The sequence below is a fragment of the Actinomadura sp. 1N219 genome (assembly GCF_044326405.1).
Lineage (GTDB): Bacteria > Actinomycetota > Actinomycetes > Streptosporangiales > Streptosporangiaceae > Spirillospora.
Genome location: NZ_JBIRAY010000013.1, coordinates 102,735 through 117,227, shown reverse-complemented (window position 1 = coordinate 117,227; position 14,493 = coordinate 102,735). Strand labels below are relative to the sequence as shown.

The 14,493-nt window shown below is 70.8% G+C and carries 11 protein-coding genes; 2 read left to right on the top strand and 9 right to left on the bottom strand.

Annotated elements, in window-relative coordinates; genetic code table 11:
- Positions 1 to 116 precede the first annotated feature (116 nt).
- On the top strand, positions 117 to 833 hold the full coding sequence (locus ACH35V_RS32965; protein ID WP_395978505.1) for a winged-helix domain-containing protein: 717 nt from the start codon (positions 117 to 119) through the stop codon (positions 831 to 833).
- Here the strand turns inward: ACH35V_RS32965 and pstB are convergent.
- The 5 genes from pstB to mshD all read right to left on the bottom strand — a co-directional run bounded on the left by pstB (position 830) and on the right by mshD (position 5,897).
- A complete protein-coding gene (gene pstB, locus ACH35V_RS32960; protein ID WP_395978503.1) occupies positions 830 to 1,606 on the bottom strand; it encodes a phosphate ABC transporter ATP-binding protein PstB in 777 nt (258 codons plus the stop codon). The two genes, ACH35V_RS32965 and pstB, sit on opposite strands and share 4 nt — an antisense overlap.
- A gap of 25 nt (positions 1,607 to 1,631) precedes the next feature.
- The gene (gene pstA, locus ACH35V_RS32955; protein WP_395978501.1) at positions 1,632 to 2,543 is read right to left on the bottom strand and encodes a phosphate ABC transporter permease PstA; all 912 of its coding nucleotides are present in this window, start codon (positions 2,541 to 2,543) and stop codon (positions 1,632 to 1,634) included.
- Complete coding sequence (gene pstC / locus ACH35V_RS32950; protein ID WP_395978856.1) at positions 2,540 to 3,457, bottom strand: phosphate ABC transporter permease subunit PstC; 918 nt, start codon at positions 3,455 to 3,457, stop codon at positions 2,540 to 2,542. Before pstC ends, pstA begins: the two co-directional genes overlap by 4 nt.
- Positions 3,458 to 3,630: 173 nt before the next feature.
- Positions 3,631 to 4,734, bottom strand: coding sequence for a phosphate ABC transporter substrate-binding protein PstS (gene pstS / locus ACH35V_RS32945; protein WP_395978499.1), 1,104 nt, complete (start codon positions 4,732 to 4,734; stop codon positions 3,631 to 3,633).
- Positions 4,735 to 5,018: 284 nt separating this feature from the next.
- Positions 5,019 to 5,897 carry a mycothiol synthase gene (mshD, locus tag ACH35V_RS32940; protein ID WP_395978497.1) on the bottom strand — a complete coding sequence of 293 codons (879 nt, stop codon included), beginning with the start codon at positions 5,895 to 5,897 and terminating at the stop codon, positions 5,019 to 5,021.
- A gap of 107 nt (positions 5,898 to 6,004) precedes the next feature.
- Here mshD and ACH35V_RS32935 point away from each other — a divergent pair, with 107 nt between their 5' ends.
- A complete protein-coding gene (locus ACH35V_RS32935; RefSeq protein ID WP_395978495.1) occupies positions 6,005 to 7,684 on the top strand; it encodes a bifunctional metallophosphatase/5'-nucleotidase in 1,680 nt (559 codons plus the stop codon).
- Positions 7,685 to 7,741: 57 nt separating this feature from the next.
- Here the strand turns inward: ACH35V_RS32935 and ACH35V_RS32930 are convergent, their stop codons facing one another.
- The 4 genes from ACH35V_RS32930 to ACH35V_RS32915 all read right to left on the bottom strand — a co-directional run bounded on the left by ACH35V_RS32930 (position 7,742) and on the right by ACH35V_RS32915 (position 14,331).
- Positions 7,742 to 8,953: an anion permease gene (locus ACH35V_RS32930; RefSeq protein ID WP_395978493.1), complete on the bottom strand. Its 1,212-nt coding sequence runs from the start codon at positions 8,951 to 8,953 to the stop codon at positions 7,742 to 7,744.
- Positions 8,950 to 9,567 carry a DUF47 domain-containing protein gene (locus ACH35V_RS32925; RefSeq protein WP_131967776.1) on the bottom strand — a complete coding sequence of 206 codons (618 nt, stop codon included), beginning with the start codon at positions 9,565 to 9,567 and terminating at the stop codon, positions 8,950 to 8,952. The genes ACH35V_RS32930 and ACH35V_RS32925 overlap by 4 nt, the downstream gene beginning before the upstream one ends.
- A 382-nt stretch (positions 9,568 to 9,949) precedes the next feature.
- The gene (locus ACH35V_RS32920; RefSeq protein ID WP_395978491.1) at positions 9,950 to 10,141 is read right to left on the bottom strand and encodes a hypothetical protein; all 192 of its coding nucleotides are present in this window, start codon (positions 10,139 to 10,141) and stop codon (positions 9,950 to 9,952) included.
- A gap of 254 nt (positions 10,142 to 10,395) precedes the next feature.
- Positions 10,396 to 14,331, bottom strand: coding sequence for an AAA family ATPase (locus ACH35V_RS32915; protein ID WP_395978489.1), 3,936 nt, complete (start codon positions 14,329 to 14,331; stop codon positions 10,396 to 10,398).
- Positions 14,332 to 14,493 lie beyond the last annotated feature (162 nt).

Sequence of the window (14,493 nt, the reverse complement as noted above, 5' to 3'; positions counted from 1 at the left end):
TGGAGTTCATCAGAAACCCCTTCATGGTCGCCTCGTCCTTGAGCCGCCGGCCGTGGCCGGGGCTGAAGGATGAGCCGCCTGGGTCCTACGTCTTTTTCAGGGACGGGAGGCGGCACGTGAGCAGCTTGCTCCTGCTGACCAACGCGTTAGAGCCCTCCGACGAGGTCCTGCCCGCGCTGGGCCTCCTCCTGCACTCCACGCGCGTCGCCCCGGCCGAGGCGTCCGCGCTGATCGACGCGCCGCCCGCCGACGTCCTGCTGGTGGACGCGCGCCGCGACCTCGTCCAGGCCAAGAGCCTGTGCCGGCTGCTGCGCACCACCGGGCTCGACTGCCCGCTCCTCGCCGTCGTGACGGAAGGAGGCCTCGCCGCGCTCAGCCCCGAATGGGGCCTGGACGACGTGCTCCTGCAGACCGCAGGACCGGCCGAGGTCGAGGCCCGCCTCCGCCTCGCCGTCGGACGCGCCGCCGCCGGGGCCGACGCCGACGAGGTCCCCGGCGAGATCCGCAGCGGCGACCTCACGATCGACGAGGCCACCTACACGGCGCGGCTGCGGGGCCGCGTCCTCGACCTCACGTTCAAGGAGTTCGAGCTGCTGAAGTACCTGGCCCAGCACCCGGGCCGCGTCTTCACCCGCGCCCAGCTCCTCCAGGAGGTCTGGGGCTACGACTACTTCGGCGGCACCCGGACGGTGGACGTCCACGTCCGCCGCCTCCGCGCCAAGCTCGGCGCCGAGTACGAGTCCCTGATCGGCACGGTCCGCAACGTCGGCTACCGCTTCGTCCCCGACCACCGCCCCGGCGACACCGAAGAAAAAAGCCCGGCCAGAACTTAGCCGAAGCGGCCGGTGATGTAGTCCTCGGTGGCCTTCTGCTCCGGGTTCGTGAAGATCTTGCTGGTGTCGTCGATCTCGATCAGCTTGCCGGGCTTGCCCGTGCCGGCGATGTTGAAGAAGGCGGTGCGGTCGCTGACGCGGGCGGCCTGCTGCATGTTGTGCGTGACGATGACGATCGTGTACTGGGTCTTCAGCTTGTCGATGAGGTCCTCGATGGCGAGGGTGGAGATGGGGTCGAGCGCGGAGCACGGCTCGTCCATCAGGAGGACCTGGGGCTGGACGGCGATCGCGCGTGCGATGCAGAGGCGCTGCTGCTGGCCGCCGGACAGGCCGGCGCCGGGCTTGCTGAGCCGGTCCTTGACCTCGGTCCACAGGTTGGCGCCGCGCAGCGACTCCTCGACGGTCTCGTCCAGCCGGGCCTTGCGGCGCACGCCGTTCAGCTTCAGGCCCGCCGCCACGTTGTCGTAGATCGACATGGTGGGGAACGGGTTGGGCCGCTGGAACACCATGCCGACGACGCGGCGGACGGCGACGGGGTCGACGGACGACTCGTACAGGTCCTCGTCGTCCAGCATCACCTTGCCTTCGACGCGGGCGCCCGGGATGACCTCGTGCATGCGGTTGAGCGTGCGCAGGAACGTGGACTTCCCGCAGCCCGACGGCCCGATGAACGCCGTCACCGAGCGCGGCTCGACCGTCATCGAGATGTCCTCGATGGCGTGGACGCCGCCGTAGTAGGCGTGCAGCCCCGAGACCTCGATCCGCTTCGCCATGGGGTGGATGTTCCTTTCCGTTAGTTCAGCGACCCGTGGGCGCGCCGCGCCGGGCGACGAACCGGGCGACCAGGTTGAGCAGCATGATGATCCCGATCAGCACGAGGGCGCCCGTCCAGGCCCGGTCGATCGAGTTCTGGTTGGGGTCGGCGGCCTGCTCCCAGATGAACGTGGGCAGGGACGCCTGCGGCCCGTTGAACGGGTCGTTGTTGATCGCCTTCGTGAAGAAGATGGTGAGCAGCAGTGGCGCGGTCTCCCCCATCACGCGGGCGACGGCGAGCATCACGCCGGTCACGATCCCGGTCCTCGCGGTGGGCAGGACGACGAACATGATCGTCCGCCAGCGCGGCACGCCGAGCGCGAAGGACGCCTCGCGCAGTTCGTTCGGGACGAGCTTCAGCATCTCCTCGGTGGCCCGCACCACGGTCGGGATCATCAGGATCGTGAGGGCCAGCGACCCGGCGAACCCGGAGAAGTCGAACCCGAACGTCAGCAGCCACAGCGCCAGGACGAACAGGCCCGCGACGATGGACGGGATGCCCGTCATCACGTCCACGGTAAAGCTGATGATCTTGCCGAGCCGCCCGTTCCCGGCGTACTCCACCAGGTAGATGGCGGTCAGCACGGCGATCGGGACGGCGATCAGGCTGGTGATGAGGACCTGCTGCAGCGTCCCGATGATGGCGTGGTAGGCGCCGCCGCCCGCGTCCTTGCCGCTGACCGCGTTCATGGAGAACTGGAAGAACGTGAGGTCGAGCCGCTCGACGCCGTTGACGACGACCGTCCACAGCACCGACAGCAGCGGGATGACGGCCAGCGCGAACGCCAGGTAGACGAGCGCCTGGACGACCCGGTCCTTGACCTTCCGGCCGAGCGAGACGGACGTCAGGCTCGTGTTCCTGCCGGCGGGGCCCTTGCTGGTGGAGACGGCGGTCACACGAACTCCTTCCGGCGCGCGACGACCGCGCGGGCCGCCATGTTGACGACCAGGGTGATCACGAACAGGACGAGACCGGAGGCGATCAGCGCTCCGCGGCCCGTGGTGGACGCCTCGGCGAAGCTGTTGGCGATGTTGGCCGCGAACGTGCTGCCGCCGTTCTCCAGCAGGTGCCAGTTGATGCCGGGCACGAACGTCAGCACCATCGCGACGGCGATCGTCTCGCCCATCGCGCGGCCGAGGCCGAGCATCGAGGCGCCGATCATGCCGGACCGGCCGTAGGGCAGCACCGACATCCGGATCATCTCCCAGCGGGTGGCGCCGAGCGCCAGCGCGGCCTCCACGTTGGGCTGCGGGACCTGCAGGAACACCTCGCGGGAGATGGACGAGATGATCGGCAGGATCATGATCGCCAGCACCACGGAGGCGGTGAAGATGGAGTTCTTGCCGGGGCTGTCGCCGCCGAACAGCGGGATCCAGCCGAGCACCGAGTTGAGGAACTTGCTGATGCCCTCCATGTGCTGGGACAGGAAGATCAGGCCCCACAGCCCGTACACGATGCTGGGGACGGCGGCGAGCAGGTCGACGATGTAGCCGAGCCCGGTCGCCAGCCGCCGCGGCGAGTAGAACGAGATGAACAGCGCGATCCCGATCGCCACCGGCGTCGCGATGAGCATCGCCAGCAGCGACGACACCACCGTCCCGAACGCCAGCTGCGCGATGCCGAACTCCGGCGGCGCCGCGTTCGGGTTCCACTCCTCGCTGGTGAGGAAGTTCGCCTCGTTGTCCTGCAGCGCCGGGATCGCCTTCCAGACGAGGAACGCCGCGATCGCGGCGACGATCCCCAGGACGATGATGCCGGAGCCGCGGGCGGCCCCGGCGAAGATCCGGTCGCCGGCCCGTCCGGTGCTCATCCGGGCGCCGGTGGCGCGGTGCCGGGCGCCCGCCACCGCCTCCGCGCCCGACTTGGCCTCGACGCCGCTCTCGCTGCTCATGGAGCGTCCTCCTTGGTTCAGATCGGCCGGACCCACGCCAGCCCCGCCGCCGACGTGGTCGGCGGCGGGGCTGCGGGTGCCGTCGCCAGCTGTCAGGACAGCGCCTTCACGGACGTCTGGACCTTGGTCAGCACGGCCGGCGGAAGCGGCGCGTACCCGACGTCGGTCAGGATCTTCTGGCCGGCGTCGGACGAGGTGTAGGTCAGGAACGACTTGACGAACCCGGCCTGCTCGGCGGGCAGCCCCTTCGAGCACGCGATCTCGTAGGTGACCAGGACGATCGGGTAGGCGCCCGGCTCCTTGGTCGTGTAGTCGATCTTCAGCGCGACGTCGTTGCCGGTGCCGACGACCTTCGCCCCGGCGACGGCCTTGGACGCGCTGTCAGGCGACAGCTGGGCGTACTCGCCGGCGCCGTTCTTGATGTGCGCGGTCTGCAGCTTGTTGTTCTCCGCGTACGACATCTCCACGTAGGAGATCGCGCCCGCGGTGCTCTTCACCTGGCTGGTGACGCCGTCGGACTTGGGCGCGCCCTGGCCGGTGGAGTTCGGCCACTTCTTGGCCTTCTCCCACGTCCAGACGTCGGGGGAGGTCTTGTTCAGGTAGTCCGTGAAGTTGTCGGTGGTGCCGGACTCGTCCGAGCGGTACACCGGCTTGATCGGCGAGGACGGGAGCTTGGCGCCCTCGTTCTCCTTCGCGATGGCCGGGTCGTTCCAGGTCTTGACCTTGCCGGAGAAGATCTTGGCGATCGTGTCGGACGACAGCTTGAGCCCGTCCACGCCCTGGAGGTTGTAGACGACGGCGACCGGGCCGACGACCATCGGCAGGTTCAGCGCCGGGTTCCCCTGGCAGCGCTTCTGCGCCGCGGGGACCTCGTCCGGCTTGAGCGCCGAGTCCGAGCCCGCGAACGCCACCTGACCGCTCGTGAACGCCTGGATGCCCGCGCCCGAGCCGCTCGGGTTGTAGTTGAGGTTGGCGCCCGCGCACTTGCTCGCGTAGACCTTCGTCCACTCCTCGACGGCGTTCTTCTGCGCGCTGGAACCGGCCGCGTTGACGCTGGCCTTGGCGCAGTCGATGTCGCCGGTCGGCGCCTTGCTGGACGACGCCGTCGTGTTGTCATCGCTCCCGCAGGCGGTGAGGGCCAGTGCCCCCGCGACGACCACGCCGCCAAGGGCGGCGAGTCGGGAACCGTTCTTCACCGGAGGGTCTCCTCTAATTTCGTCTCGCGGGACCCCCGGGCCGTTCCTGGTCAGCTCTCTGGGGCGCCGGGGTCACCGTCGGAAGCGACGCTAGGCAGGCGAGGTGACCAGCCGCCCCGATCCAGGTGAACGAGCGATGAACGCGGACGAGCATCACTGCGAAGAATGCCCCGATTTGCCATGTACGCCGGGTTAACAGCGCAGCTCACGAGCGCAAAAAACTTACCCGGACCGAGTAAGCCAGGTTTAGAACGGCGCGTTCCGGGAGAGCCCGCGGCCCTGTTTCAGGAGAGTCCCGGCGCCTCTGCGGCGTACATGACGTCCACGGCGTGGCGGGTGAAGCCGAGCGACTCGTACAGGCGGACGGCCGCGGCGTTCGACTCGTCCACGTACAGCATGAACTGGTCGACTCCCACGTCGCGGAGATGGTGCAGGCCCGCCAGCGTGAGGGCGCGGCCCAGGCCGAGGCCCTGCGCGTCCGGGTCGACGCCGACGACGTAGACCTCGCCGAGACCGCCGGGGTGGACCTTCGTCCAGTGGAATCCGGCGAGGCGGCCGTCCCGCTCGGCGAGGAAGAAGCCGGCCGGGTCGAACCAGTCCTCGGTCTCGCGGTCGCGGACGTCCTCGATCGTCCAGGCGCCCTGCTCGGGATGGTCGGCGAAGGCGCGGGAGTTCACGTCCAGCCAGGCGCGCTCGTCGCGTCCGGGCTCGAAGGTCCGCAGGGTGACGCCGTCCGCGACGCGCGCCTCCGGCAGCGGCCCGGACGCGGGGCGTCGCATCTGGAACAGCGCGCGGACCCGCGCCATCCCCTCGGCGCTCGCCAGCGCGGCGGCCGCGGGCAGGTCGCCGTGCGCCCACACCCGCAGCGGACCACCCGCCTCCTCGCGCAGCGCGCGGAGCAGCGCACGCCCGTGCCCCCGGCGCCGGTACCCCGGGTGGACGACCAGTTCCCCGACCGCGGGCTCGTCATCGGCCGCGGGTTCAAGGTGTGCGTACGCCACGATCACGCCGCCGTCGGAGAGCGCCGTCCCGGGCCGCCCGCCGCGCAGCGCGAGCACCGCATGCTCGGACAGCGGCCCGACCCCGTCGGCGTCCGCCGCCGCCTCGACCAGGGCCAGCACGCCGGCGACCTCGCCGCCGTGCACCGCACGCACCTCGCTCATGATCGCCACCCTATGCGGCCGGACGCGTGAATCCCCTGATCAAGTTGTCACAGAAACGTCATCGTGCCGCCGGGAAGCGTATGCCGGACGCACTTACCGTCCGCAGCATGACTCGACGACGCACCATCCTGGCCTGCGCCGCGGCGGCGCTGACGGTCGTGGGCCTGGCCGCGCAACCGGCGGCGGCACGCCCCGCCCCGGCCGCGTCCGTGCGGCTGCTGGCGCTGAACGACTTCCACGGCAACCTGGAACCGCCGTCCGGAAGCTCCGGCAGGGCCATCGACGAGGACGGGAACACCGTGCTCGCGGGCGGCGCCGCCTACGTGGCGGCCCACCTCAAGAAGCTGCGGAACCGCGACACCCTCACCGTCGCGCAGGGCGACCTGATCGGCGCCTCGCCGCTGATCTCCGCCGCCTACCACGACGAACCGTCCGTGCAGTTCCTCGGCGACATCGGCGTCACGGCCTCCGCGGTCGGCAACCACGAGTTCGACGAGGGCTACAAGGAGCTGCTGCGCATCCAGAACGGCGGCTGCCATCCCGCCGACGGCTGCTCCCCCGCCGGAACGTGGCGCGGCGCGAAGTTCGACTACCTCGCGGCGAACGTCCTGAAGAAGAAGCACCAGCGGCCCGCGATGAAGCCGTGGACGATCCGCCGCGTCAACGGCGTCCGGGTCGGCTTCATCGGCGTCGTCACCAAGACGACCCCCAGCATCGTCACCGCGGAGGGCATCAAGGACCTGGAGTTCGTCGACGAGGTCGCCGCCGCGAACCGCGCCGCCCGCGAGCTGAAGCGGCGCCACGTCCGCGCGATGGTGCTGCTCGTCCACGAGGGCGACCAGGTCAAGGCCGGTTCGCGGCCGGACGAGTGCGGCGTCCAGCCCGGCGCCGGGTCCCGCATCGCGAAGGACGCGGACCCGGAGATCGACGTCGTCCTGTCCGGGCACAGCCACCAGCAGTACATCTGCTCGGTCGAGGACCCGAAGGGCGACCCGCGGCTGTTCTCGTCCGGCTCGTCCTTCGGACGCGTGATCACCGAGGTGAACCTCCAGGTGGACCGCCGCACCGGCGACATCGTCCGCGCTTCCATGAAGGGCGACAACCACGTCGTCACGCGCGACATCGCGCCCGATCCGGCGACGGAGCGGTTCGTCCAGACGTGGAAGGACCGCGTCTCCGAGATCGCCGACAAGCCCATCGGCAAGATCACCGCCGACCTCACCCGCGCACCGTCCCCCGCGGGCGAGACCGCGCTCGGCGACGTCATCGCGGACGCGCAGCTCGCCTCGATGAAGGACCTGGGCGCGCAGGTCGCGGTGATGAACCCGGGCGGCGTCCGCACCGACCTGACCTTCGCCGCGAGCGGCTCGGAGGGCGACGGCGTCGTCACCTACGGCGAGGCGTTCGCCGTCCAGCCGTTCAGCAACGTGATGGGCGTCGTGTCCCTGACCGGCACGCAGCTCGACGCCCTCCTCGAACAGCAGTGGACGTCCGCAGGCGAGAAGATCCTCCAGCCCTCGGCGAACCTGCACTTCACCATCGACCGCTCCAAGCCCGTAGGCGACCGCGTCTCCGCCATCACCATCGACGGAACACCGATCGACCCGTCCACCACGTACAAGGTCGCGGCGAACAACTTCCTCCTAGGCGGCGGCGACGGCTTCACCGTCTTCACCGACGGAAAGGACCAGGTCCTAGGCCCCATAGACCTGGACGCCTTCGTCGCCTACTTCACCACCCAGCCCACCATCACACCCCCACCCCTCAACCGAATCTCCGGCCAGTAACCCCGGCCGAGCGCCGTCCGCCCGTCCTGGAAAGGGGCGGGCGGGCGGTTCGCGCTATCACGCGCCGAAGAAGTGGACTACGAAGTAGACGGCGGCGGCTACGGAGGCGGCCATGGGCATGGTGAGGACCCAGGCGGTGATGATGTTGCCGGCGACGCCCCAGCGGACGGCGGAGAGGCGCTTCGTCGCGCCGACGCCCATGATGCAGGACGTGATCGTGTGCGTGGTGGAAATTGGAGCGTGCCAGATGTAGGCGGTCGCGTACAGGATCATCGAGGCCGTCGATTCAGCGGCGAACCCCTTCGGCGGGTCGAGCTCGATCACCCGGCGGCCGAGCGTCCGCATGATCCGCCAGCCTCCGGCGTACGTGCCGAGGGACAGGGCGCCGGCGCAGGCGACGATGACCCACAGCGGGACGCTCTTGCCGTCGGAGTGGCCGGTGGTGACCAGCGCCAGGACGATGATGCCCATCGTCTTCTGCGCGTCCTGGAGGCCGTGGCCCAGCGCCATGGACGCCGCGGAGAGCGACTGCGCGATCCGGAAGCGGCGGGCGACCCGGCCTGGATTGGCGCGGCGGAAGATCCACAGGATGGCGACCATCACCAGGTAGGCCAGGCAGAACCCGACGACCGGCGACACCACCATAGGGATGGCGACCTTTTCGAGGACGGTGCTCCAGCTCACCGTGGACGCCGACGCGAACCCGGCGCCGACGACCCCGCCGATCAGGGCGTGCGAGGACGACGAGGGCAGCCCGAAGTACCAGGTGATGAGGTTCCACGTGATCGCGCCGAGCACGCCCGCGGCGACGACGGTGAGGCCGTGCAGGCCGGTCGGCGGGGTGATGACCTCGCTGACGGTCTTGGCGACCTCGACGCCGAGCAGCGCGCCGATCAGGTTCATGACGGCCGCCATCAGCAGCGCCGCCCGCGGCGTCAGCGCCCGCGTGGACACCGAGGTCGCGATCGCGTTGGCCGCGTCGTGGAACCCGTTGGTGTAGTCGAAGGCCAGCGCGATGATGACGACGAGGATGAGCACGGCGGCCTGCGCGTCCGAGCGCAGGCCGAGCGCCCCGGCGAGGATCACCGCGAGGAAGCCCAGCAGCAGGACGGGCCAGAACCTGGCCGGGCCGCGGCGGACCTGTTCGCCGAGGGTCGGGTCGGCGCCCGGCGCCTCGTCCTTGGTCAGCGTCGCGCCGACCGGGCCGCCCACGGCATGGTCGGCGGGGCCGCGCGGCTCGGGGCTTTGCGGCTCGTCCCGAACGCTCATGATTCCTTGACCGCGATGGTCTCGACCGTGTTCGCGACGTGCTCGAACGCGTCGGCCGCGTCCTCCAGGCGGTCGATGATCTGCTTCAGCTTCAGCACCGTGAGCGTGTCGTACTCGCCGCTGAACAGCTTCGCGAGCAGCTTGCGGTAGACCTTGTCGCCCTGGTTCTCGAGCCGGTTGATCTCGATCCAGTACTCGTTGAGCTCCTTCATCGACCGCAGCTTCGGCATCGCCTCCGCGGTCAGCTCCGCCGCGCGCTCCAGCACCTCCACCATGTGGACGATGCCCTTGGGGAACTCTTCGATCTTGTAGAGGTCGACGAGGTCGGCCGCCTCCTCCATCTCGTCCATCACGTCGTCGATCGTCGAGGCCAGCCGGTAGATGTCCTCGCGGTCGAAGGGCGTGATGAACGTTTCGTTCAGCCGCCGCATGATCGCGTGGGTGCATTCGTCGCCCGCGTGTTCGCAGGCGCGCATCTTCTCCGCGATCGCTGCCCGGTCGGCACCGTCGCTGATGAGCTCCACGAGCAGCCTGGCGCCGGTGACCAGGTTGTTCGCCGAGTCGGCGAACATGTCGTAGAAGCTGTCCTCACGCGGCGTGAGACGCAAGCGCACGTCGTTCTCCTGATGTGCCGGAACAGTCCGCAGAGGATCGTAGGCGCTACCAGCCGTAAAAAGAACCTTTGCCCCAGCTTCGGCTGGTGTCCGCCATCCTCTCACTTCCAAGATTGCCCCGGATCATCAGGTACATACCCCCCGTGCGCCCGGTATCTGCGGGGACGGCCGCCGTTTCGGCGCCTGCGGACGGTCCGCCGCGAGGCGCCGGTCAAGATCATAAGTGAGATTTGTTACACGGGCAGGTCAGCGGGCGGGCGGCCGGGTGCGGCGCGAAAATGACGGGCCGGGGACGCCGTGATCGGCGTCCCCGGCCCGCTGCGCGCGACTGCTCTGCTCTCCAGCTGGGAGGACGTCCTCCCAAGCCCCCCTGGGACCGCTCTCAGTCCCGTGGCGTCAGCTCGCGACGACCGGCTTCGTCGGACCGTACCCCGAGCACCATGTCGATCTCCGCGACGGTCAGCGGCCGCTCGGCCGCCGCCACCGCGCTGAGCATCTCGGCATAGAGTTCGATCTCGTCCAGCGCAACACGGTCGTGGACGCGCAAATCGAGGTTCTGGCGCACCGCGTCCACCTCCGTTCGTTCCCCACACCCAAGTCGAGGCTACGCGCCTCGTCCGGACGGGCACATGACCCAAGAGGGCCATTCGAGGGCCACCCGTGACCCTGTCAATCCGGGGGACGCCCACCTGAACGATCTAGGCACCGGCCCTCGGCGACTCCCCGTACCCTTCCCATCTGACGCCCGTCTGATGCATATGTCGTAAACGTCCCGCGCGGCGGGTGCCGACCAGCGGAGACGGGCGCGGCGGTCAGGGGCCGGGGCGGTCAGGGGCCGGGGCGGAAGTCGCCGAGCATCTGCTCCAGCGCCGTCTCGGGGAGGTCGCGGGCCGTCAGCCGGGCCACGGTGGCGGCGTTGACGTCGGCGCCCGCGAGCCGGGCCGCCTGCCGCGCCACCGTCTGCTCGAACAGCGCGCGGACCGTCCGCGCGTAGGCGAACTGCGGGTCGCCGCGCAGCCGCGCGAACCGGTTCAGCAGCTCGACGCGGAGTTCCTCGTCCAGGACGTAGAGGTCGCGTTCGGCGTAGCTCTGGAAGAGCTGCACCATGTCGCGGTCGCCCATGCCGGTGAACTCCACGACCCGGCCGAACTCGGCCCGGAACGCGGGATTGCCCGCGAGGAAGCCCTCCATCTCGGCCGCCGGGCTGGAGCAGACCACCATGAACCGGGCGCCGCCCGCGTTCATCCGGCGGAGCAGCTCGGCCACGACGGGCGGGCTTCGGTCGAGCCGGTACGCCTCCTGGATGAGCAGGACCCCGCCGAGCGCCTGCTCGACCATGCCCGCGACCCGGTTCTCGGTGTCGGCCCGGTCGCGTCCCGCCAGGTGGACGGGACGGCACGCGACCACATGCCCCGACTCCAGCAGCCCGAGCGCCGCGTAGATGCCGCCGACGAGGCCCGCCACGGTCGTCTTCCCGGTGCCGGGCGGCCCCACGAAGATCAGGTGCCGGCCCTCGCCCGGGGACACCCCGTAGCGCGCCCTGTCGGCGGCGAGCCCGGCGTCGTCGGCCAGCTCGTGCACGGCGGCCTTGACGTCCTCCAGCCCGGTGAGCTGTTCGAGTTGCCGCAGGTAGCCGTCGATGTCGCCGGGCGGACGCAGCGCCGGCTCGATGCCCTCCGCGACGCCCGCCAGGTCGTCCGGGGTCAGCACGAGACGGTCGTGGGACGCCCCGGCGCGCTCCATGTTCCGCTGCGCCGCCTGGTCCAGGTACGCCTCGACCAGGCGCGCGTTGACGAGGTCGCCCGGCCCGCGGAGCCGGTTCAGGTCCTCGCGGGCGACCTCCATCGCTGACGCGCCGATCGTGACGCGCCGCTCCTCGGCCAGCACGTGCAGCAGCATCAGGCGGTTGTCGAGGTCGCTGAAGTCGGGCAGCCGGTGGACGCGGAACGTCTGGACGAGCTTGGGATGCTCGCGCAGGAGCCGCTTGTACGCCTGCGGCTCGCACGTCGCGATCACGGGCGTCGTGTTGACGGGGTCGCGGCGGGCCCGGCGCACCGCGCCGACGACCGCCACCGGGTCGCGCGCCCCGGCGATCGCCACGTCCAGGCGCTCGAACAGGACGGCCGGGCCGGGCTGGGCGAGGATCTGCCCCATCCGCTCGGCGGGCGCGTCCCGGACGTCCTCCGCGTCGTGCGCGCGGAGCGACCCGTCGCCGAGGCCCGCGTTCGCCAGCGTCAGCGCGATGAGCCGGGACAGCCTGCGCTGCCCCGAGTGCGGCCCGCCGACCAGCAGCACGCCGGGCACGCCCGGCCTGATCGAGCTGGGCGCGCCGTCCACCCGGGTGTCCTCGGCGCCCTCGCCGCCGGGCGCGTCCCACTCCTGGACCTGCTTGCGCACGTCGGCGAGCAGCTCGCTCGCGTCATGGTCGCCGTACACGAAGCCGAACCCGAAGCGCTCCAGGACGCGGCGTTCGCTCCGGTCCTTCGGGGGCGGGATCTCGTGGACGGGCTGGTCCGGGGCAGGCGTGTCGTCCAGGAAGTCGAAGTCGCCGACCATCGTCTTGGACATGACCTTCGTCCCCGGCCCGGCTCCGGGCACGGGTGGCGGCGGCTGGGCGGGGTCGTCCTCCAGGTCGCCGGGCCCCAGAATCCGGGTGCCAGGCGGGCTCGCCGGGCCTGCCTGGGGCGGTGCTCCCGACTGGTCTTCCACGCGAGTGGAGTACGGATCGAACGCCGCAGGCGCCGGCTGCTGCTGGACCTGCTGCTGGACTTGCTGCTGTTGCGGTTCCGGAGGCGCGACGGGATTCGGCGGCGGCTGCGAGACGTTCGGCGACGGCGGCGGACCCTGCTGCGGAGGAGCGGCACCGGACGGCTGATAGCCGAGGTGGGTGTAGGGCGGCACGAAGTTCGCGTCCTGCTGCTCAGGCACCGCCGCCGGCGGAGGCTGCGGAGAGGCGCTCTGCATGGGCCCATGGTTCTGCATTGGCGCAGGGCTTTGCATGGCGGCCGGGTTCTGAACTGGCGCAGGTGGCGCTGCGCCCGGACGCTGGAATCCGAGTTCCGTGTAAGGCGGCGCTGCGTTCCCCTCGTCCCGGTCCTCCTCGGTGGGGGTGCCGCCCATCATTGGGTCCGGCGACGCGAACGCGGCCTGTTGCCCTGGCCCGGCCATCTGATGGACGGCCGCCTGGTTGGCCGCCGCGTCGCCGTACGGCTGCGCGGGCGGCTGGACGAACGGACGGTCAGGCTCGGACGGCGCGCTCTGCGCATGCGGAGGCGTACCAGGAGCGATTCCGGGCTGGCTCTGCATGCTGAACGGCGTCGGCTGCGGTGGCGCGGGGTTCGGCGGTGGCGTGGCGGTCGGGGCGGCGGCGGTGGCGCGGGCCCGGTTCCGTCCGATGATCCCGGCGATGATCGAGGTCGGGACGGGGAAGCCGCGCGGCCGCGCGGGCATCCCGCCGAGCCGGCACCAGGCCAGGTCGACCTCGTACATCGCGGCCAGCAGCGTCTCCGCGCCCGGGCCCGACCCGGCCGCGGACCGCAGCGGTTCGGGGAGGCGCATGTCCTGCGGCCAGAGGCGCCGCAGCGGATGGCCCTTCTGTTCCGCCACGGCCTGCACCGTGTAGCGGATCTCCGGGTCCAGCCACGGGACGATGGTGCCGACCATGTCCTTGCGGACGACGTCCAGATCGGCGGCGAGCAGCGCGGCGGCCACAAGACGAGGCTCGATATATGCGGGTTCGGCGGGGTCGCCTGAGAGCCCGGCTATCAATTCGCTGAGTGTGTAGAAAGCGTGCCGGAAGTTGTCCCCTGGCGAACTCTCGTTTCGCAGCGAAGGAACCAGGTTAGGTGGGCATCGCGTCAGCCATTGCTGGACGATCGCCTGGTCGCCGTACGGCAGCGCCCCATAGTCGACGGTCGGGTTGGCGAGCGTGGTGCCGAGGACGGCGAGCAGCGCGTCCGCCCGGATCTGGAACCGGACGTCTTCGCGCAGCGCGCTCGCGACGGCCCACATCGTCCGCAGGACGACGACCGCCGCGTCCACCCGGCTGGCCCGCAGCCGTTCGGCGTAGAGCCCGACCAGCGTCTCCAGCGGGGGCGGGGTGAGCCAGCGCGGCCCGTCCACGCGCGGGAGCGGCTTGGCGCGGTAGGGCTTCCACAGGTCGAGCATCTGCGCGTCCAGCCGCGAGTCGAACGCGGGCGAGGACGAGCACCACAGCATCACGCCCCAGGCCACGACCACGGTGGACGGCGCGTCGTTGGAGAACTCCGACCACCAGTGCGGGTAGTCGGGCGCGGACAGCGTCGCCGCCGACTCGACCGTCGACCGGACGCGCGAACTCAGCTCGGTCGCGAACCCGTGCCCGACGAACGGCAGGCCCGTGGGCGGGTCGTACGAGAAGTCGGGCCCGGCCGGGATCACGTGCGGCGGGAGCGTGGGAACCTGCACCCCGCCCTGCTGCGCGGGCCGCGCCGCCATCCGGACGGCGGGCGTCCGCGGCGGCGGGCACAGGTACCACTGCCCGTCGGCCGGATGCAGCCGGTACCAGCGGGCCCAGGCGCCGAACAGCCACCACGTGCCGTCCGGGAGGACGAGCATGCGACCGCCGATGGCGTGGTGGCGCTGCTGCGGAGGCGCCGACGGCCACCATGCGGCGGCCACCATCGCCCTCGTGTCCCGCTCTGCCTCCGCGAACGGATCCTGCCCCATCGGGGGGCTGGGCGGCGGAGCATTGCCATAGCCCGGTCCCCACACCACGATGGTCATGGTAGTCAGCAGAACACGGCAGGGGTCTCGCCCACCGGCGCATTCGTCGCATCTCCGCAGGTCAGAGACTTATCTTTCCGACCTTGACGTCAGCTCCAGACGGCGGTGCGGTCGGTCCCAGGCGGCGGTGCGGTCGGTCCCGGACGGCGGTGCGGTCGGTTC

What these genes read in the sequence shown, in the direction of transcription:
- pstB (WP_395978503.1), bottom strand. Translation starts at nt 1,606, where the DNA reads ATGGCGAAGCGGATCGAGGTCTCGGGGCTGCACGCCTACTACGGCGGC.
- pstC (WP_395978856.1), bottom strand. Translation starts at nt 3,457, where the DNA reads ATGAGCACCGGACGGGCCGGCGACCGGATCTTCGCCGGGGCCGCCCGC.
- mshD (WP_395978497.1), bottom strand. Translation starts at nt 5,897, where the DNA reads ATGAGCGAGGTGCGTGCGGTGCACGGCGGCGAGGTCGCCGGCGTGCTG.
- ACH35V_RS32935 (WP_395978495.1), top strand. Translation starts at nt 6,005, where the DNA reads ATGACTCGACGACGCACCATCCTGGCCTGCGCCGCGGCGGCGCTGACG.
- ACH35V_RS32930 (WP_395978493.1), bottom strand. Translation starts at nt 8,953, where the DNA reads ATGAGCGTTCGGGACGAGCCGCAAAGCCCCGAGCCGCGCGGCCCCGCC.
- ACH35V_RS32915 (WP_395978489.1), bottom strand. Translation starts at nt 14,331, where the DNA reads ATGACCATCGTGGTGTGGGGACCGGGCTATGGCAATGCTCCGCCGCCC.